Consider the following 328-nt stretch of genomic DNA (forward strand, 5'->3'; position numbering starts at 1 on the left):
ACCCCACCAAGCCCGTCGGCGCGTTCATGACCGAGGAGGAGGCAAAGGCCAAGGCCGCCGAGACCGGCTGGACGTTCAAGGAGGACGCCGGCCGCGGCTGGCGCCAGGTGGTGGCCTCCCCGAAGCCTGAGCGCATCGTCGAGTTCGACGCCGTCAAGGACCTCATGGACGCCGGCTACATCGTGGTGTCCACCGGCGGCGGCGGGGTGCCGGTCTTCGAGACCGAGGACGGCTACGAGGGCGTGCCCGCCGTCATCGACAAGGACCGCAGCTCGGCCAAGCTGGCCGCCGACTTCGGCGCCGACATGCTGGTGATCCTGACCGCCGT

The 328-nt window shown here is 70.4% G+C and carries 1 protein-coding gene; it reads left to right on the top strand.

Annotation, left to right across the window (positions count from 1 at the left end; all coding sequences use genetic code 11):
• Nucleotides 1–26 precede the first annotated feature (26 nt).
• Nucleotides 27–328 (top strand): amino acid kinase family protein (locus ACWI6D_RS04030; protein ID WP_449133736.1); only part of this gene is annotated, 302 nt, incomplete at its 3' end.

It is taken from the genome of Senegalimassilia sp., assembly GCF_977052095.1.